Origin of the sequence: Pedobacter flavus (genome assembly GCF_036324285.1) — a bacterium.
GTDB lineage: Bacteria > Bacteroidota > Bacteroidia > Sphingobacteriales > Sphingobacteriaceae > Pedobacter > Pedobacter flavus.
The window spans coordinates 460,140-479,488 of record NZ_JAZDQU010000002.1 but is presented as its reverse complement, the minus strand read 5'-3'; the positions used below and the strand labels follow the sequence as shown (position 1 = coordinate 479,488).

Sequence of the window (19,349 nt, the reverse complement as noted above, 5' to 3'; positions counted from 1 at the left end):
GTTTAGGAATTTTCAGATTTAGTAAATATGGATAAAGCGTATCTCATAGTAGCTAAAACTTAGTTCCAATTTTTTTTTATTACTAATGGTTATTAATTTGATATAGGTTGTACTTGCTTTGCTCCGATATAATATTGTTTAACAATATCATCAGGATTAAATAAATCAGTCTCATTGGCTTTTAAATCATAAGAACTCCATTCGTCTGTAGGGAAAATCTTTATTTTTAAAGCCGGATTTTTCAAGGTTAAAGGCAAATTAAATCCTTTAATACAATTGGTATATCTGAAAAATACTTTCTTTCTGTCTCTTGAAAAATAATATTCCAAATTTGGAATACTGGTATTTCTTAAATATTGATCAAATACCTTCGAATAATTAAATTTAGTTTTTTGAGAAATGTAATTTTCTATATCCGATGAATTAACAGTCTGGTGATAAAAATCTTTATTCATTGATCTCAGCAAATCCCTAAACAATACATCATCGTTTACACTATGCCTAATAGAATGAATCATATTTGAGGCTTTAGGGTACATATCTCCACTACCTTGTGCATTAACAGAATATTGAGGAATTATAGGTTTATCGTTTCTAATTCCACGTCTAACACCATGATTATAGGCATCGGCTGCGTCTTTCCCAAAAATATAGTCAACAAACAATGTTTCACTGTAATTGGTAAATCCTTCGTGTACCCACATATCAGCTAAATCGTTAGTGGTAATATTATTTCCAAACCACTCATGTCCACTTTCATGAATCACAATAAAATCGAAAAGTAAACCCCAACCTGTGCCCGACTGATCTCTTCCACCATAACCATACTTATACTGATTTCCATAAGAAACAGCGCTTTGATGTTCCATACCTGGATAATTTACATCCACCAATTTAAACCCATCTTCGTAAAACGGATAAGGCCCAAACCAGTGCTCAAAGCTTTTCAACATATTTTTAACTTGCTTAGGAAGGTAATTTTTAGCTTTTTCCAAATTATAATCTAGCACCCAATAATCTAAATCTAAATTCCCTTTTTCTCCAGCATAAACCTCTTTAAAATTCACATAAGAACCTATATAAGGAATTAAGCAATAGTTATTTATAGGATTTATCACATTCCATTTATAGCTAGTTGTTCCATCACCATTACTACGCTTATATTCTAACTTTCCATTGGCAACACCTACTAAATTATCGGGCACAATCATAGTTAAAGACGCGCCATTATTAGGTTCATCACTTTGGTGATCTTTATTGGGATACCAAATAGAAGCGCCTGCTCCACCCTGACAAGTTACAGTCATCCATGGTCTATTTAGTGAATCTGTTTTAAAAGACCAACCGCCTTCCCAAGGTGGCCTAACTGCTTCTTGTGGCTTTCCATTAAAATAAACCGTAACTGAGTTTTCTTCTCCATTTTTTTGTGCTGGCATAGAAATATACCAAACGCCATTCTTAGGTTCAAACTTCAACGCCTTCTTATCATTATAAACTACCTTTTCTATTTTTAATGGTGCTTTTAAATCAATCTGCATCTTTATAGCACCCGAATTATTTTTAACTACTTTATAGGTAATCCTATTAGAACCCTGTGTAGATTTTGTTGCAAAATCAGCTTTTATAGTTACATCATAACGTTGAACATCCCACCATGTTCGCTCGGGTGTTAAGGTTCCTCTTAAAGTATCTGCTAATTTATATACTGGCGTAGGACGCTGATTTTGAGCCATAGCCGAAGGAAGAGCAAATAATATTGCCAGGGAAAACAATAAAACTTTTAATCTATTTTTTTTCATTTGCGCGATGAATTTTAATTTTCTGAGGTAAGATAGTTTTTACCTTTTTTAGTTTTTAATAAATGTTAAAATATGAAAGAAATTGGCAAAAAAATAGCCACTTGAAAGAATATTCAAGTGGCTATTTACATAAGCAAAGAAAAAATTAATATGCAGTTGCTCTAATTGCTTCTACATCTTCGATTTCAATTTCTAAAGGTTTTCCTAACAATTGATAACCGTTTTCGGTAATTAAGAAATTATCCTCAATACGAATTCCTGAAAAATCTCTCAATTTCTCTAACTTATCATAATTAATAAACTCCTTAAACATGCCTTTTGCCGACCACATTTCTATTAATTCTGGAATAAAATATAATCCAGGTTCTACAGTTAATACAAATCCAGGTTCTAATTGCTTACCTAAACGTAAAGACTTTAATCCAAATGTATCTGTATTTTTCTTTAAGGTCTCGGTATAACCTACATATTGTTCTCCAAGATCTTCCATATCATGCACATCTAAACCCATCATGTGTCCGGTTCCACATTGAAAAAACAAAGCATGCGCACCAGCTGCCACTGCATCATCTACATTGCCTTTCATTAAACCAAACTCTTTTAATCCTGTTGCCAGCATTTTACAAGACTCAAAATGTATATCTAAATAACGAACTGCCGGACTTAACAAACTAATTGCATGTTTATGCGCATTAAGAATTATTTCATACATCTCTCTTTGCAATGAGGTAAACTTTTTATCTACTGGAAAAGTTCTGGTTAAATCGCCAGCATATCCCATTTTAGTTTCTACACCAGAATCATTTAATACCATTTGTCCGCTTTTTAAAGTATTCCCATGGTAATGATTATGCAAAATATGTCCGTTTACTGTTAAAATAGCTGGATACGAAAGTCCATTAGCATGATTTAATGCATATTCCTGAATGGCTGCTGCGATAGCGTTTTCGGACATTCCTGGTTTCGCAAATTGCATAACCATTTTATGCATTTCAGCAGAAAGCGTAACAGCTTTATCTAATTCTGCAACCTCTTCTGGAGCTTTATGTGATCTTTGCTTTACAACAGCTTTAATTAAATCAACAGACGCACCATTTTCTACTTCTATTATACTTTTTCCTAATAAGCCAGAAAGCTTGATTTTATTTTCACCTCTGTAAGGTGGTAAAAAATGTATTTTTCTTTTCGCATCTAATGCATTAGAAATAATTGATGAAAAATCTTTTGAAGGCAAAACCACATCAATAGCTGCAGCTGCAGATTTTTCTTTTAGGGTAGTTTGTCTGCCCATCCACACAATAGCATCGATACTTAATTCATCACCAACAATAAATTCGTTGTTTGCATCAACATCAATAATCCCAACTAAATTGGGGTCATTAATGCCAAAATAATAAAGAAAAGTGCTATCCTGTCTAAAGTGATAAGTATTGTCTTTAAAATTCATCGGGCTTTCTTCGTTGCCCAGAAGTATAATTAAACCAGATCCAACATTGGATTTCAATACAGATCTTCGGTCTTTGTAAATAGATTTTTGAAACATAATGGTAAATATAACAATGATATTATGGTTTTTGAAAGCGGGGAAATGAATCTTAGATAATCTTCAAATATTTTACTAAATAATTACTTATCATTGTAGTATAAACCCGATAAATTTAATTTAAATGAAAATATTGTTCTTAAAATTTATTACTCCACTTGTAGTTGGATTAACGTTAATTTATTTTTTAGTAGATAAAAAACCTACTAATGTAAACACGCAAAATAGCACATGGACACAAACCACAGTGGTTTCTGGATTAGATATGCCATGGTCTATGGCTTTATTACCTGATGGCAGGATGTTGGTGACAGAAAGAACCGGTAAATTAAGAATCGTAAAAGATGGAAAAATTGATCCACAAGAAATTGCAGGCGTTCCTAAAGTACTATACCGTGGTCAGGGAGGTTTATTAGAAGTTGCATTACACCCTGATTATAAAAACAACGGTTGGATTTACATCAGCTATTCATCACCAAAAGCTGAAGGCGAGCCTGGAGAAGATGGTGGTGCGAATACCGCTTTAATGAGAGCAAAATTAAACGGACATACCTTAACTAATATAGAACACCTTTACAAAGCCTTACCAAATGTTAGAGCAACTGTACATTTTGGCGGAAAAATTATATTCGACAAAAAAGGATACCTATACCTTTCTTTAGGTGAAAGAGGAAGAAAAGAAGATGCGCAGAATTTAGAAAAAGCGCAAGGAAAAGTAGTCCGCTTACATGATAATGGAAAAATCCCAACTGATAATCCATTTGTAAATACACCAGAGGCTAAAAAAGAAATCTGGAGTTACGGACATAGAAACCCTCAAGGATTGGCTATTCACCCTACCACACAAGTAATTTGGGAGCATGAGCATGGTCCACAAGGTGGCGATGAATTAAACATCGTTGAAAAAGGAAAAAACTATGGCTGGCCATTAATTACTTACGGAATAGATTATAATGGAAGTATAATCTCTAAAGACACAGCTAGAGAGGGATTAGAACAACCTGTAATACATTGGACGCCATCTATTGCGCCAAGTGGAATGGCTATAATTAATAGCAATCTTTTCAAGGAATTTAATGGTGATATAATTGTAGGTTCGCTAAAATTCAACCATTTACAACATTTAAAATTAGAAGGAAATAAAGTTGTTAAAAAGGACATTATTTTCGAAAACATTGGTAGAGTAAGAGATGTACGTCAGGCTAATGACGGATATATTTATGTAGTAGTTGAGAATACAGGAAGTATAATTAAAATTAGTCCAAAAAAATAAGATGAAAATTAAAATTGCAGTGGTAGTTGCTGCCACAGTATTAACCAATATTTGGGGCTTACAAGAAGGCACCCCATTAGAAAAAAGTATAAAAAACGGGAAATTAATTTATGAAGAACTTTGTATTTCCTGTCATATGGGGAATGGAAAGGGAATGGGAAGTATGATACCTCCCCTTGCACAATCAGATTATTTAAAGAAATTTCCTAATGAATCTATTGCAGCTGTAAAATTTGGTCAGAAAGGCAAAATTGTTGTAAATGGTGTTGAGTATAATGGGATGATGCCAAATCCAGGGCTATCTAATGAAGAAATAGCTGATGTAATGAATTATATTCAAAATAGCTGGGGCAATGTAAACAAGAAAATGGTTACTGTAAAAATGGTAGAAGGGATTAAAAAACCTTAATCTAAAGAAAAATACAAATTGGTATAAAATTAAAAAGGGCTATGTTTTCACATAACCCTTTTTTTGTACCCTGGAAGGGATTCGAACCCCTGACCCACGGTTTAGAAAACCGTTGCTCTATCCAACTGAGCTACCAAGGCGCCTTAGTGCCTGCAAAGATAGAAAATATTTAATTCCAATAAAATATTTTATTGCATTTTTCACTCAAAAACTCAATAAAAACAAATACTAACTGATATACAAGTAGTTTAAAAATATTTTTTTTCAGTTATTTTATATTTTCATCGAGCATATCTCTAAAATCCGCACAAAACGGCTCGTTAAAATTCTCTTAATTATTCTAAAAAATCTAGATTCTACACTATCCACTGTGAAATATAGATCGGGTTGGTAGAACGTTAAAAAATTTCGTCTAAGAAAAATGGACGTTCGTCGATAAACCTCCGAGACTGGTATAATACCCTGATTTTCAATGAAACCTTTAGGCATTTACTATGTCTTATATACAAACAATCACAAAAACTATTAAATAAATATAAAATGAAAATGTCTATTAAATCTCTAATCGCAATCGTTCTTACAACTTTAACAATTTCTACTGCAGCAGTAGCTAGCGATGTTACAGTATTATCAGAGGTTAAAAATTTCAATAAAATTAATGTATCTGGAAATGTTGAAGTAATCTTAGTTCAATCTAATGAAGAAAAAGTACAGGTTTACAACGATTATTACAAAAACAATGCTTTAGTACAATCTAAAAACGGTGTATTAAACATTAGCTCATACGAAAAAGAAAGATTAACTGTAGTAGTTACTTTTAAAAACATCGAAAAATTAACTGCATCAGACAATGCAATTGTAAACAGTTATAATGCTTTATCAGCTTTAGGTTTAGAAGTTAACTTAAAACATCAAGCAGTTGCTAACTTAAATTTAAATACTATTAATTTAAATACTCAAGTTACTGGTACTTCAAACTTAATATTAGAAGGCTCAACTTTAAGTCACCAAGCAAACATTTTTAATGTTGCAAGTGTTAACTTAAATAAATTTACTGCCGACAATACTTCATTCGCTACAAAAAACACAAGAGTAGCTAAAACAAACAACGACGGTGAATTTAACAACCTAGGAAAATAAAAATCATATCTCAATAAGTTTAGTTTAGTTTAGTTAGAAACCCCAATGTTGGATAACATTGGGGTTTTCTTTTTCGTAATAAAGCTGTGAACTTTTTGCTTTATTAAAACAGGATTAAGAAATTACCAAGACCTAAACCAAACTCACTTAAAATGAATAAATTAAAAACAGCAATTACCGCAATTCTGCTTTCCTCAAGCTTGGGAACTTATGCTCAAAGTATGTGGACTTACTTCTCGGCTGATGATTTTGAAAAACGTAGAGCCAAAGTAATGGAACAAATTGGCGATGGAGTAGCCATTTTACAAGGTGCAAATCTTCCAGATGGATATGTTAAATTTAGACAAGACAATAATTTTTATTATTTAACAGGCGTTGAAACACCTGGTGCTGTTTTAATTTTAAATGGGCGAACCAAAACCTCTACCCTATTAGTTCCAGATAAAGTTTCTGCAGATATAAGAGATGAAGCAAGAATAACGCCTCAGTCTAACTCAGCTTCAGAATATAAATTCACCAATATAGTTTCTAAAACTGCTATGACTTCTCAAATTACAAACTTGGTGATGAGGAATCATGACATTTGGGTTATTACAACACCTGAAGAAACAGCTCAGATGACTAGAAGCAGATGCCAAAGTCAACAACACAACATCACAAACGACCCTTGGGATGGTAGAACCTCCAAAGAATTAGCATTTATTAATAATTTAAAGACAAGATTTCCTTTAATCAGCTTAAAAGATTTAACCCCTATTCTAGATAATATGAGGTGGATTAAGGATGAAAAAGAAATTGCTGTACTAAGAAAATGTGGAGAATTAGCTGCTAGAGGGTTCGACGAAGCCATGAGAGTAACCAGACCTGGAATTTATGAATATCAAGTAGTTGCGGCTACCGACTTTGTGTACGGTAATGGTGGTGCATTTGGCCCTGCCTATTTTGCTATTGCTGCAGGTGGAGCTAATGGACTAAGCTGGCATTACAATGCAAATAATCATAAACTTAAAAAAGGGGAACTATTCTATTTAGATTATGCCCCAGAGGTTCATTATTACTCAACCGATATAACTAGAACCTGGCCAGTAGAGGGAGAATTTAACCCTACTCAACTTAAATATTATAATTGCGTAAAAGAAGCTTCAGAAAAAGTTATCGCAGCTATTAAGCCTGGGGTTACTGTAGATGATTTAAGGAAAATTTGTAAAGATGTATTTGTTAAACATGGCTTGGAAAAATTCTATGTTAACTCCATCGGACACTTTGTAGGTATGTCTGTACATGATGTGGGCGATTATTCTAAGCCATTTGAGCCAGGCGTAGTATTTAATGTTGAACCTATTTTAGAGGACAAAGAACAGAAAATTCATGTTAGAATAGAAGATACCATTGTAGTTACAGCAAATAGCTATGAGAACCTTACTAAATCTACACCTACCAATCCATTAGAAATATATAAATTAATGAACCAGAAAGGTATTGGAGAATAAGTCAAATTTTTAGATGTAAAACTTTAATATGGTATTTCATTGACCAAAATTTTATTTTAATCGATTAAATTTGGTTTGACCTATAATTATAAACAAATATGAAATGTCCAACTTGTTCTATCAACTTAGTAATGACCGACCGTAATGGTGTAGAAATAGATTATTGTCCGGAATGTAGAGGTGTATGGCTCGACAGAGGAGAATTAGATAAAATAATTGAAAGATCTACTCAAAATAGTCGTCCAGCTGAGCCGACTAGAATACCTCAGGATAGATATTATTCTGAACACGACAGCAAGCATTATGGATATAAGAAAAAGAAAAGAGATTCATTTTTAGGTGACCTTTTCGATTTCTAAATAAAAAACTAAGGAATATTCCTTATTATTTTCCCTTAACTACGTATCTATTAATAGAATTGAGATTTCAATAAAATTAGTAGGTACGTTTTTTTTATAAAAAAAGATTAGATTAAAGCAAAAATAAGCAAAACGATTAAAACCGTTGCTATACAATACTTTATAAAATAGTAGGCTTAAATTGGTAGTCCGTGTCTGTATGATTTTAGGCTTAAATTGACAAGGTTAGGTTACTAAATCGTTACCGATTTAGGTCAGTAACGATACTATCTAACAGGTTATATCTCAGTATTTTGCACCTCTTTTTATATTTCCTTGTAACTCAATGTAATTTAATTTTAAACATTAAAGATTTGAGTTATGGAGCAGACAAAAAAATCAACGTACAAACTCCTTTTCTACCTTAAAAAGAACGAGCCGAAAAAGAATGGTACCGTACCAGTATGAAGAAGAAACGGAAACGCAAAAGAGGTCAGCGGTAGTATTCATTTCTCTTATGATTATCCGGCTTTGTTACTCGCTCTGCGTGTCCTGCAAAAGCAGGATATTCTGAACTTTAAGCCGTTCGTTCAACCAGCTTTTAATTTTTGTTTTGTCTGTTTGCTTTGCTCCCTTTTCCAGATGGTACAGTACCAGCCACTCTACCTTTGTACTGTCAGTACCGGCATATCTTTCAATCTTTCCGAGCGATACGTCCTTTAATTCGGGGAACAGCACATTAAGTTCCTTTACTACTCCAGGTTCGTTTACGGTGTATTTCTCCAGCTCCTGCCGTAAATTATTAATGGTTACATCCTTTTCGGAAACAGCAGTATTTTGCTTATTTATTTCGTTGAGTATTTCAGCCTTTATATCTTCTTCATCCTGCCGGAACGTCAATACAGTGTTATGTATTCCTCTTTCGTCAAGCAGGCGGTTGTACATCGCTATTTCATCTTTGTTCAGCTTTTTGTTCAGGAAAGCGATATCCACCGTTCGAGGACTTGCGTTGTAGTTCAGCCTTTTATAAAACACGGTAAAGCCTCTACTGCTGAACTCCGTATTAATGAAATCCTCAACGGTTTTGGTAAACTTTTTCTCATTGAAAAGATTGTAAGCCAAGTAAAAGCTCGGAACAATCATTATCATTACCAAAGTGGTTATGCCCAATCGGATTTTCCTTTCATAAAGCCTGCCTTTAAAGCTCTTAGCGGGATATTTTAAATATTTGACCACAAAAAAAGTGGCAATGCAAATGAAAAAGCAGTTGATGGTATATAGATAAAACGCACCCGCAAAGTAGGACAAATTAAACGTTGCCAATCCGTAACCTGCGGTACATAAAGGGGACATCAACGCTGTGGCAATAGCCACACCGGGAATAGGATTTCCTTTTTCCACCCTTGTAATGGCAATCACACCGACCAATCCGCCGAAAAAGGCAATCAGCATATCGTAAATATTGGGAGAAGTTCTTGCCGACAGTTTTGATTGTACATCTTTGAAAGGGCTTAAATAGAAATAAAATACCGAAACAAACAAGCTCACTACCGTAGAAATCAATAAGTTCATCATTGACTTTCTAAGCAGGGCAAAGTCGTAAGTTCCCAACGCAGAACCCGCACCTACTATTGGTCCCATCAGCGGAGAAATCAGCATCGCACCGATAATTACGGCAGAAGAATTTACATTTAGCCCGATAGAGGCAATGATAATGGCACAAGCCAAAATCCACAGGTTTGAGCCACGGAAAGAGATGTTTGCGGTTACATTTTCGAGTACTTTGTTTTTTTATTCCTCTCCATTATGGAGATTTATAAAGTCAAATACTTTATTGCTCATAGGAATTATTAAGTTTAGGAATTGAGGTAATGCCCGCAACTGTAACAATATTTAGCATCATCCCGATGACCCTCTTTGTTGCAATGAGCACACACTATACCGTTCAATTTGTTATGTTCTTTTTCCTTGCCGATGGATTTTCTTACTTCTTTTGCAATCTCTACACCTACAATTCCGGTAGGCACAGCGATGATACCATAACCGGTAACCATTAGTAGCATTGACAAAAACTGCCCCAAAGCGGTAGTTGGCACCATATCGCCATAGCCTACGGTGGTCAGCGTAACAATAGTGTAAAACACGCTTTTTGGGATACTTGTAAAACCGTTTTGAGGTCCTTCAACGTAATACATCAATGTACCAATCAATACGGCAATGATTAATACGGTGTAAAGAAATACCATTATTTTGGCTCTGCTTGCCATCAGTGCCACTTTAAGTCTTGCAGACTCTTCCACAAATTCAATCAACCGGAGTACCCTGAACAGTCGGAGTAATCTTAAAATCCTTAAACTACTTAAAATATGACTACCCTTGATAAATACGGAAAGGAACATTGGCAATATGGAAAGCAAATCAATGATACCGTAAAAGCTGAATATATATTTTAACGGTTTTTTACTTACAAAAATCCGTAACGCATATTCCAACGTAAAGATGATGGTAAAAATCCATTCTAAAACAATGAGTTCCCTGTGGTAAGTATGGTCGATGCCTTCGACCGTTTCTGCCATTATGGTAAAAACGCTTAGCAAGATAGCTATGAGCAAGCCTACGTCAAAAGCCTTTCCAGCAGGAGTATTCACACCATATATGATGATATACATTTTCTGACGGAAAAGGTCAAGTTTACTCTTGGGATTGTCAAAATAGTTGGGCATAAGCAGGTTTTAGTTTTTCTTACTTTGTTTGCTCAATACCATATAACCCAATACACCGCCAATAAGAGAGGCTACAAAAATACCAACCTTTGCCTGTACCTTGTATTCTTCGTGTGTGAATGCTAATTCGGTTACAAATAAGGACATCGTAAACCCGATAGATGCCAGCAGTCCTAAACCCAAAAGGTTTTTCATATTCATACCATCAGGAAATGGAGCTATCTTCAATTTTGCACAAAGCCAAGTAAAACCTACTACGCCTATAACTTTGCCCAGCAATAAACCCAACGCTACACCGGTAGCTACATTGGTACTGAACAGCTCATCAACATCAATATCCAATACAGAAACACCCGCATTGGCTAAGGCAAAAATGGGAATGATAATAAAGGTTACAAAAGGGTGCATTGCGTGTTCCAGCTTCTGCAATGGCGGAATAGCGTGATTGGTATCCGTATTTACATTTTCGAGAATGTGCAGTTGCTCATTGGTCAACGTAGGGACTTTATTATTGGGGTCTGCACTTGCAAACCTTCCCAAATGTTTTTTTATTCTTTCAATGAAAACATCTTCCTTTATTTTCACATCAGCAGGTATGGTAAATGCCGCAAGAACAGAGGCTATGGTTGCGTGAACACCGGACAATAGGAACGCTGTCCAAACACCGCCAATACCCAAGATTGCATAAAATAAAATGCTCCTTACACCCATTTTGTTGCCAATGTACATTGCTAACAGAAAAAGCAAACCGATAGCCAAATTCATCATAGAAATATCGGAAGTGTAGAAAAAAGCAATCACTAATACCGCTCCCAAATCATCTACAATAGCCAATGCTGTTAAAAAAACTTTTAGAGCCAACGGAATACGATTGCCCAAAAGATACAGAACACCCAAAGCAAAAGCAATATCCGTTGCCATAGGAATACCCCAACCGCTTTGCACTTCGCCTGTTGGGTTTAAGCCGAAATAAATAAGGGCAGGCACAAGCATTCCGCCTATTGCTGCAGCAATGGGGAGCAATGCTTTTCTCGGTTTGGATAGCTCTCCGGCTACAATTTCCCGCTTCAGTTCCAATCCCACCACGAAAAAGAAAATTGCCATCAATCCATCGTTTATCCAATGGTGAAAACTGTATTCCAGATAGGTGTTTCCGTTAAACTGAAAACCTAATTTCTGTTCAAAAAAATGGTGGTACTCGTGATGCCAAGGCGAATTAGCTAAAAATAAAGCGATAATTACACTGATACCTAATACCAATCCACCGGATTTTTCCTGTTGGATAAATCTCTGGATAGGCGAAACAACCCTGTCAATAGGAGCTTTCTTGATTTCGTTCATTTCAATTTCGTTATACAGCTGTAAAAGACTTGGAAAGCAAGTCTTCCGATAAAATAAAAGCACAAATTTACAAAATACCATACGATTACAGGCATATAATCGATACAATTCAGCCAAACACTGCCACGTACCGCCAATGCCTGCCACAATCTTATAGCCAAGCTATACAGCCCATAAATTCACGCCCGAACATTAAAACTTAAAATAATGCAGGGAGAAGACGATTTACGAGGGCTTGCCAAGATTATGACATTTATGAGGGCAGTGCGTATCCTATTGGTACTGATGCACCTTTATTGGTTTTGCTACGGTTTCTTTTTGGAACGGGGCTGGACGTTAGAAGTAATCAAAAAAATATTAGGTAATTTTCAGGGAACGGCGGGGCTGTTTTCACATACCTTATATACCAAAGCCTTTGCTTTGGTTTTGTTGGCTTTAAGCTGTTTAGGAACAAAGGGCGTAATTTGAATTAACGAACTTGAATACAATAATGACAGGATATTATAAAAAGGTGTTTAATGAATTAGAAGAACAGATTAATGAATTGCTTTTTGAACAAGATAATCTTTTGGCACCATACGAAAAGGTAATTGAAATTCTTTTGGAGAAGACCGCCAAGCTGAAAGATTATGCTCTTAAAGCCGGCTTTAAAAATCAGCAGGAGGAGATACACTTCTTTAAGCAAATCAACCCGAAGTTTATTGTAAAGCTGATATACTATAATGCCGTTTATAAAATAGAAACCAAAAAGCCACAGGGAGCAAAGGCGGTTAAAAAATATCTTAATGAAGAGTTGAACAAGCTCAAAAGATACTTCGACAACAATCTGGAGTTTTATAAATACTACGGCACCAATAATACATTTATTGATAACAAGCTGTTTGTATGAAACAAATATGATATAAAGCTAAGTTTAGACACGTTTTGTTTTGAAGCAGTCCGGAGTTTTTCTACTTCACACGATTATAAGGTAGCAAAAATTATAGCCAACGATTTAGTTCAGGTATACATTGAAGACCAGCTTTACAATAAAAATTACAAGAAAGAGCTTGATAAAGCTACCTTAAACTGGACTGGTAGCAAGACTTCCTTAATTGAGCTGATATATGCGCTGCACACCCAAAGTGTGTTCGACAGTGGAAATGCGGACATTATAATCATTGCCAAAACTTTTGAAAGTGCCTTTAATATAGATTTAGGGGATTTTTACCACACGTTTTTGGAACTGAAAGCCCGAAAAATAAACCGTACCAAATTCCTTGACAGCCTGTGCGAAGCATTGATAAAGAAAATGGACGAACAGGACGAAAAATGAGCCCGACCCGAACTTTCAGCATTTGATACAGCAGGAATAGTTACATTATTTCTTTCATATAAACCGCTTCTTCTTTGCCAGCGCAATAGCTTCGGTTTTAGAGTGCACCTGCAATTTTTGATAGATATTTTCAATATGCCTGCGGACGGTTGAGGGCGAAACTATCAGGTTCTCTGCTATGGACGTGTACGGAAGCCCTGTGGAGAGTTGTTCCAATACCTCAACTTCACGGCTTGTCAGCTTTATGGTTTCTTCGGCCTCTTCGGCTTCTTCTGCCAAAGGCGAACGCAAAAGATTAAGGGCTTTCATTGCAATAGACGGCGTCATCACTGCACCGCCTTCCAACGTTTGGGTAATGGCTTCATAAAGAGCCTGTGGCTCGGTGTCTTTCAACAAATAGCCATCTGCACCTGCCTGTATGGCTTTAAAGATATTTTCGTCATCATCAAAAACCGTCAGCATAATGATTTTAATCTGCGGATATTTTTGCTTGACCAAAGCGGTTGCTTCAATGCCGTTTTGTTTGGGCATTTCGATATCCATAAGGATAAGGTCTGTCTGACGGTTTTCATTGAGCTTGTCCATACATTCCAGACCGTTGTTGGCGGTAAAGGAAATGCTTATGTCTTCAAAAAACGAAAGTTTTTCTTTTACACTTTTTATCAGGAAATTATTGTCGTCTATGACAGCTATACGTATTTTCATTGCTTTGATGATTTATTTGTTGTCTTTTTCGCCATTTCCATACCATAGTTTTACTCCTGCTTGCCCAATGTCCAAACTATTGCCTTTTCTTTCGTAGCTCTGAAAATTGTTGTATGTTCTTCTTTGGATTCGTCCGAATAGTTCCATTTCAGCATTGGGATATTTTGGGTTTCAAAAATGTTGGCTAATTCCTTGGTGTAAGGCGAAATATCTGTTGCGTTTGAGCCTGCAAACCACAGCCGTTTTTCATCTGTCGGGAATTTTGCCAAATGCTCCTTTGCCGTTCTTACCAAATAATGATTGTTCCACCACAGCGATGGGTCGAATGCGATATAATTGTCAAACATTTCGGGCGTAAGGAAAAACGTTTCCATTACAAAAAGCCCAGATGCGGACTCGCCGATAATGCTTCTTTTATCGGTTGTCCGGTATCTTTTATTGATTGCGGGAATGAGTTCATCTTTTATAAATGCCCTGAATTTTTCCGAACCGCCTACAATGGGAGCGATTTCCTTGTCTTTTGCCACTTCGGTAAAACCTGTCAAATCTCTTCTTCGTTGTGTATTTTCAATTCCGACTAAAATAATTGGCTGGATTTTTTGAGCTTTTATAAGCTCGGAAAGTGAATTTGCTATGTGTGGAAAGTCTTCTTTTATGCCACCGTCTGCCATATACATTACAGGCAAAGTGTCCATAGCAGTTTTATAATCTTCGGGTGTCCACACGTTAATCACTCTGTCTTCTCCTAATTGCTTGGATTGGATCGTAAAGGTTTCGTGTTGGGGAATAGGGTCGCTCGGTCGAGAAACATTGGAACAACTTGTAAATGTTACAAGTATAAAAAATACGATTGGGTAGATCACTTTCATAATTTCTGATTTATGCTGAATATAATTGTTCGTTATTCTTTACTCCGAACGACACACTCGTTCCACTACCTGCTGAGGAACTTAACGCTAATTCATCGCCCAGCTCCGAAGCCCGTTTCCGCATATTCAACAGTCCGTTGCCTGCCTCCACGTCTTTTTCTACGAAGCCTTTACCGTTGTCTGTTATCTGGAAATGGATATTGTCGTCTTCTTTGCTTATCCGTATTTCTATCTGTTCGGCTTGGGCATATTTCAGGGCATTGTTGGTGGCTTCCTGTACAATGCGGAAAATATTCAGCCCCTGCAATCCTGTGAATACTGTATCATCCGTAATATTTTTGTCCGTTATCAACGAAATACGAATGTTGGGATAGGAATGTTTGGCTTTTTCGATAAAGTTGGCAATACGGCTTTGCAGGTCTTTGATGGTAATGCCCGACTTGTTCATTGCCCAAATGGTGTCCCGAAGTTCCTGAATGGTTTCTTTGGCAAAAACACCGACATTGCTTAACCTACCTGTCAGTTGCTCGTTTTTATCGGCAACATAATATTTGATGGTGTCGATAGCGGAAACGATAAACGATAGCTGTGCACCGATATTGTCGTGTAAATCCCTTGAGATAGACAGCCGTTGTTCCTGTAATTTGTTTTGGCTTTCTATTTTTTCCAATGCTAATTTTAGTTCGTTATCTTTCTGCTGTTTGACGTTTTTAAGTGCTTGTTGTTTGTACAGCAAAAAACCTATCAGTCCAATGATGACGGCCAATGCAACTAATCCGAAAATCCATTGATTACGATTTTTAAGAGCAAGTTCTTTTTCAGCAATTTGTTTTTCTTTTTCGGCGGTTTCATATTTGGTGCTGATTTCTTCTACATCTTTCAGCCTTTTGGTATTGTACAGACTATCGTTCAATACGTTGAACGCTTTGAGGCTTTGGTATGCCTTTTCATAATCACCCAAAATCTCATAATTGTGCATTATGTTTTCGTAATTGTATTTCTGAATATCGGGGTACTTTATTTTTTCGGCTAAAGCATTGCTTTTCTCAAAGTATGCGTTGGATTTTAGAGGTTGCTTTGTCTGGTTATAATATTCTCCCAATGCGGTATAATTCAACATTGTGGCAAAATCATCTTTCAATTTTTCACGAATAGCCAACGCTTCCATCAGATAACTTTCCGATTTTTTATAGTCTTTGATGAGCAGTTGGTTATATCCCAAAAACTCCAAAGCATAGCCAATTCCCACGCTGTCATTCCGTTGTCGTTGGATACGCAAAGATTTTTCAAAACGTTCGTTGGCGGTTTTGTAATCGGCAAAATCGTCCCGAAAAACCGCACCGCTTTCATTGTTGATACGGGCGATGCCCTCCAAATTATTTTCGGCTTCATATAGTTTTAGGGCTTTGTCGTAAAATTCCAACGACCTTTCGGATTGTTTCAACTTGCGATACATCCGTGCCATATCATCATATAGCAAGCCTAATTTTTCTGTGTTCTTAGTTGGTTCTAACTCTTTCAGGGCTTTGTAATAATAAGCAGATGCACTGTCTATGTTTCCTTTCTTCATCAGTGAAAGACCGATTATCCGCAAAAAATCACCTCTATTTACTTTGTCGTTTTTTTGATTGGCAAGGTCGTAACCAAAGCGGGCAAGTATTAGGGTTTCATCAGACTTTGTATTGTAAATCCCTTTGATGCTCTTTTGGAGTATCGCTATCTTTTGGTCGTAATTCTTTTCTTGCTGTACGGATTGTACAATGCTGTCCGCTAATGGTGCGGTTTGTGCGAATGAACTTATCGGAAATAGTCCGATACACAGTATATATATTATTGTTTTAAATCTTGTCATATTCGTTGTTAAACAGTTGAACATAATAGCTAAATGCTGTTGTATAACCGAATGATATTATCCAATACATTCAGAAAAATATGCAGTAAATTTATTAAATTAATTTAAGGCTATGGCTCATACCGCTCTGTTTTCAATAAGTTTAATGTGGAGTGAAGCACTTTTTTAAAGTTTCCTATGAGCATTTCCGACAGTTCTTCCTGTGGTTGTTCCGTTGGAAATTTCTCTTCCATTTCGGTCAGCCATTTTTTTATTAGCGTGTTGATTTCTTCATCCGTTTGGAGGATTTCCATTTCGTTTTTCTGCAAATACAAATGGCTTTGCAACGCTGCCGTCTTCTGATTGCTCTCTGAGGTGTGTAGATTGCTATACATTTTAAAATATTTTTGCAACAACCACACAATGACCGCCAGCAGACCGATAATCACGAAAAATAATAAGGCTAAAGCTATCATACTACATTCTTTTGTTTTTTCTTTTAATCTTTCTCCACTTTACAATTGCCCAAATAATGATGGCTACTACAATAATTCCGATAATGAACGGTGCGTAAATAACAAAGAGTGTTAGTAATCCTGGAAAGCTACCAATAAATGTTCTTTCAACTTCGTAAGGATTTTTTGATGATACAGTTGTGTAGTTGAGGCTTTGAAGGTTTTTACTGCTTAATTTATCAACCTTTGTAAATAGGTTTTCGGATTGGGCAATGCTGTTTTCGTACTGAAAATTTTCTATTCGATTGGAATACGTTACAATCAAATTGTCTTTAGGTGTAGGGGAAAAATTTGTTTTGTTTCCCCAAAATATGTGTTCGCTTTCATTGTATTGAAAACCGAAATTATCTGACAATCCTTTTACGTCTTTTTCTTGTAAACCGTCCATTAGCTGAACATAGAAATTTCCTTTTTCAATAGGACTTTTCCAAACGCTTCCGCTTTCGAGCAAGTAAATAAAAGCATTGTAGCTTTCCTTTTCATATCCTTTTCTGACAATGCCATTATTGGTATTGACGATAAAATATACTGCTACGTTTTTGGTTTCTTTGGGCATGAATTCCATTTGCCATATTTTCCAGTTATCGCTAAAACTGTTTATTTTTCCATATTCTCTATTGGGTTCTTCGTCTAACGGCAACCAAATTGCATTGGATTTTATTTTGAATTGATTGAGCTGGTTTATTTGCACCTGGTTCAAATCCACATCGCCACCCGAATAAATTCCGTTTACGGGATAGCCCATTTTGAAATTGAGCATTTCGGAAGTGGTGTTTTTGAAAATGTATTCGCCTTTTACCACCGCATAACCTTTGTACAGTTGAATGTAGATTTTTTCTTCTACCATCTGCACTTTTTTGAACGTAAGACTATCTTCGGGATAGAGCATTGTAAAGACCGTACCACCTGCATTCCAAATGCCGGGTTGTGCGGCATTGGCAAACACTTTTTGAGATGTGGCAACAGCAATCAGAAAAAGTGCCGTTACTAAAAATTTATGTACTATCGTTTTCATATCAGTATGTGTTTTTAAGGTAATTTGGTTTGCTCCAGCATCGCTTCAAATATATGTAGCTTTTTATGCCTGAAATCGGTTGTACCGGTGGTCGTTCCGTCGGCAAATTCTGTTTTGAAAAAACCGATACCGGCAATTTTTCTGGCTTGCAAATCTACTTCAGCTTCGGCGTAGATATTGTTGTTTTCGTCCCGTAAGTACAGCACCATTCGGTAAGGCTTCAGTTCTTTTGGGTTTTTCTTGTATGCCTGTAAAGTTTGGTCGGAATAGGCCTGTAAATCAAATGGCAAATTGTCATTTGGTGCTTCTTTATCAAATCGCAAAATACCTTTCAATAGTTTATTTTGTGCGGTGCTGTCTTCGATGAGCTTAAATTTGATTTCGCCGAAATGATGGCCCATCGCATCTATTAAATATGCTGTTGCATAGAAATAGCTTTTTGGCTCTACGTAAGACAGTATTTCTATGTTTTCGAGGTAGAAATAGTTGGTTACGATGTCGGCTTCGTTGGGTACCTTTTGCCGATGAATTTCTTTGTACAATTTGTTTTTGGCAGAATAATAACGCTCGGTAACGGACTGTGTCCCGTCTATATCGGCTTCTATTTCGGTCAATAAACTGTCTTTGTAGCGAAATTTGATATGGCTTTTGCTTCCGTCCTTGAAACGGATTTTTTCTTCGGAAATCCTGCTCTGCTTGTCGTAAACGTAAGTATAAGTCCTGTTCAGGTACGGATTGCTGTGTGTCCAAACTTGTTTATGCAAACGCCCCTGTTTGTATGCACTTTTGGATTTTGCCCAACTTTTGTCCAAAAAACTTTGGTTTTCGTAGCTTTCCACATTTCCATCGGTATTGAAAATACGGATTAGTTGTTCGACCTTTTCTACGTTTTCGCCGTCAAAACTATAATAGATTTGTTCTACTTTTTTCACCTGCTTTTTGTAGCCATATTCCCGGTAGCTGATGTCGGGCAGGGATTGAGCAAAAGCATTTGTCAAAAAGAAAAGTAAACAGACAAAAATTAGGTTTTTCATTTGTGATAA

Annotated in this window: 16 protein-coding genes, 1 tRNA gene and 2 pseudogenes; 7 read left to right on the top strand and 12 right to left on the bottom strand. The window is 36.1% G+C overall.

What is annotated here, in order from left to right; all coding sequences use genetic code 11:
- Window positions 1-92: 92 nt before the first annotated feature.
- Both VRU49_RS08105 and VRU49_RS08100 read right to left on the bottom strand, forming a co-directional pair.
- The gene (locus VRU49_RS08105) at window positions 93-1,799 is read right to left on the bottom strand and encodes a M1 family metallopeptidase (RefSeq protein WP_330146275.1); all 1,707 of its coding nucleotides are present in this window, start codon (window positions 1,797-1,799) and stop codon (window positions 93-95) included.
- A 145-nt stretch (window positions 1,800-1,944) separates the two neighbouring features.
- On the bottom strand, window positions 1,945-3,342 hold the full coding sequence (locus tag VRU49_RS08100) for an aminopeptidase P family protein (protein ID WP_330146274.1): 1,398 nt from the start codon (window positions 3,340-3,342) through the stop codon (window positions 1,945-1,947).
- A gap of 124 nt (window positions 3,343-3,466) precedes the next feature.
- Between VRU49_RS08100 and VRU49_RS08095 the strand changes: the two genes are divergently transcribed.
- Complete coding sequence (locus tag VRU49_RS08095; RefSeq protein WP_330146273.1) at window positions 3,467-4,615, top strand: PQQ-dependent sugar dehydrogenase; 1,149 nt, start codon at window positions 3,467-3,469, stop codon at window positions 4,613-4,615.
- Window position 4,616: 1 nt separating this feature from the next.
- A complete protein-coding gene (locus VRU49_RS08090; protein WP_330146272.1) occupies window positions 4,617-5,024 on the top strand; it encodes a c-type cytochrome in 408 nt (135 codons plus the stop codon).
- A 66-nt stretch (window positions 5,025-5,090) separates the two neighbouring features.
- Here the strand turns inward: VRU49_RS08090 and VRU49_RS08085 are convergent.
- A tRNA-Arg gene (locus tag VRU49_RS08085) sits at window positions 5,091-5,164 on the bottom strand.
- A gap of 400 nt (window positions 5,165-5,564) precedes the next feature.
- Here VRU49_RS08085 and VRU49_RS08080 point away from each other — a divergent pair.
- From VRU49_RS08080 to VRU49_RS08070, 3 genes are all read left to right on the top strand, one after another.
- A complete protein-coding gene (locus tag VRU49_RS08080; RefSeq protein ID WP_330146271.1) occupies window positions 5,565-6,164 on the top strand; it encodes a GIN domain-containing protein in 600 nt (199 codons plus the stop codon).
- Window positions 6,165-6,316: 152 nt separating this feature from the next.
- Complete coding sequence (locus VRU49_RS08075; protein WP_330146270.1) at window positions 6,317-7,654, top strand: Xaa-Pro peptidase family protein; 1,338 nt, start codon at window positions 6,317-6,319, stop codon at window positions 7,652-7,654.
- A gap of 98 nt (window positions 7,655-7,752) precedes the next feature.
- Window positions 7,753-8,013: a TFIIB-type zinc ribbon-containing protein gene (locus VRU49_RS08070; RefSeq protein ID WP_330146269.1), complete on the top strand. Its 261-nt coding sequence runs from the start codon at window positions 7,753-7,755 to the stop codon at window positions 8,011-8,013.
- A gap of 513 nt (window positions 8,014-8,526) precedes the next feature.
- On the opposite strand, the gene VRU49_RS08065 is transcribed toward VRU49_RS08070, so the two are convergent.
- From VRU49_RS08065 to nhaA, 3 genes are all read right to left on the bottom strand, one after another.
- The gene (locus VRU49_RS08065) at window positions 8,527-9,720 is read right to left on the bottom strand and encodes a DUF389 domain-containing protein (RefSeq protein ID WP_330146268.1); all 1,194 of its coding nucleotides are present in this window, start codon (window positions 9,718-9,720) and stop codon (window positions 8,527-8,529) included.
- Window positions 9,721-9,848: 128 nt separating this feature from the next.
- Window positions 9,849-10,661: an ion transporter gene (locus tag VRU49_RS08060; RefSeq protein ID WP_330146267.1), complete on the bottom strand. Its 813-nt coding sequence runs from the start codon at window positions 10,659-10,661 to the stop codon at window positions 9,849-9,851.
- A gap of 63 nt (window positions 10,662-10,724) precedes the next feature.
- Window positions 10,725-12,056, bottom strand: a complete 1,332-nt coding sequence (gene nhaA / locus VRU49_RS08055) for a Na+/H+ antiporter NhaA (protein WP_330146266.1) — start codon at window positions 12,054-12,056, stop codon at window positions 10,725-10,727.
- A 207-nt stretch (window positions 12,057-12,263) separates the two neighbouring features.
- On the opposite strand from nhaA, the pseudogene VRU49_RS08050 reads away from it, so the two are divergent.
- Both VRU49_RS08050 and VRU49_RS08045 read left to right on the top strand, forming a co-directional pair.
- Window positions 12,264-12,518: pseudogene (locus VRU49_RS08050) on the top strand (YWFCY domain-containing protein); the annotation flags it as partial.
- Window positions 12,519-12,546: 28 nt separating this feature from the next.
- A pseudogene (locus VRU49_RS08045) lies at window positions 12,547-13,371 on the top strand (RteC domain-containing protein).
- A gap of 54 nt (window positions 13,372-13,425) precedes the next feature.
- Here the strand turns inward: VRU49_RS08045 and VRU49_RS08040 are convergent.
- The 6 genes from VRU49_RS08040 to VRU49_RS08015 all read right to left on the bottom strand — a co-directional run bounded on the left by VRU49_RS08040 (window position 13,426) and on the right by VRU49_RS08015 (window position 19,340).
- Window positions 13,426-14,076 (bottom strand): response regulator transcription factor, encoded by a 651-nt coding sequence (locus tag VRU49_RS08040; protein WP_330146265.1) that lies wholly within the window; start codon window positions 14,074-14,076, stop codon window positions 13,426-13,428.
- A 50-nt stretch (window positions 14,077-14,126) separates the two neighbouring features.
- Window positions 14,127-14,945, bottom strand: coding sequence for an alpha/beta hydrolase (locus VRU49_RS08035; protein WP_330146264.1), 819 nt, complete (start codon window positions 14,943-14,945; stop codon window positions 14,127-14,129).
- Window positions 14,946-14,955: 10 nt separating this feature from the next.
- Window positions 14,956-16,797, bottom strand: coding sequence for a sensor histidine kinase (locus tag VRU49_RS08030; protein ID WP_330146263.1), 1,842 nt, complete (start codon window positions 16,795-16,797; stop codon window positions 14,956-14,958).
- A 110-nt stretch (window positions 16,798-16,907) separates the two neighbouring features.
- Window positions 16,908-17,252: a hypothetical protein gene (locus VRU49_RS08025; protein WP_330146262.1), complete on the bottom strand. Its 345-nt coding sequence runs from the start codon at window positions 17,250-17,252 to the stop codon at window positions 16,908-16,910.
- A gap of 1 nt (window position 17,253) precedes the next feature.
- Window positions 17,254-18,306, bottom strand: coding sequence for a hypothetical protein (locus VRU49_RS08020; protein WP_330146261.1), 1,053 nt, complete (start codon window positions 18,304-18,306; stop codon window positions 17,254-17,256).
- 14 nt (window positions 18,307-18,320) lie between these two features.
- Window positions 18,321-19,340 (bottom strand): hypothetical protein, encoded by a 1,020-nt coding sequence (locus VRU49_RS08015; RefSeq protein ID WP_330146260.1) that lies wholly within the window; start codon window positions 19,338-19,340, stop codon window positions 18,321-18,323.
- Window positions 19,341-19,349 lie beyond the last annotated feature (9 nt).